The 474-nt window shown below is 63.1% G+C and carries 1 protein-coding gene; it reads left to right on the top strand.

Annotated features, from left to right (window positions below):
* On the top strand, positions 1 to 474 hold a 474-nt coding region (locus RTX98_RS01960), incomplete at both ends, for a hypothetical protein (RefSeq protein WP_312794203.1).

The raw sequence follows: 474 nt of genomic DNA, 5'->3' as shown, positions 1-474 counted from the left end.
GATCGGCATCGATCGCGGCCAGACGGATGCCGGCGACCCGTGGATGGTGTTCTTCGACACCGCCACGCAGGACGTGTTCCTTCATGTCGCTCGCTTCGATGGCCAGTGCATGCTGATCTGCGAAACGCTCGACCTGAGGCTGACACGTCCAACAATCACTGATGTCATCCTCGCTTTCGAGGAAAGCGTGCGGGACTTCGTCGCCATCCGGCAGGACCGAAACTCCAATGTCGTGCTGCATCCGGCAGCGCGCATCATCATGTCGATCTCCGCGGTCTTCCTTCTGTTCAAGCTGGAAAATGGCGGCACCGCTCAGGCGAAGACCCTGATCGAAACAGGCGCCGCGGCCGATGCTACGCGCAAGCAGGATGCGGGCATGGCCCCACGCCTGCATCAGGCCGTTGCGCGCATCTTCGACATCGCCGACGCCCCAGCCGCAGCCGCAGCGATCGCCGGCGCCATTCTCAGCGTCGA

Source organism: Tianweitania sp. (genome assembly GCF_032053605.1).
GTDB lineage: Bacteria > Pseudomonadota > Alphaproteobacteria > Rhizobiales > Rhizobiaceae > Tianweitania.
The sequence above is the reverse complement of the archived record's forward strand: the minus strand, read 5'-3'. Positions and strand labels throughout refer to the sequence as shown.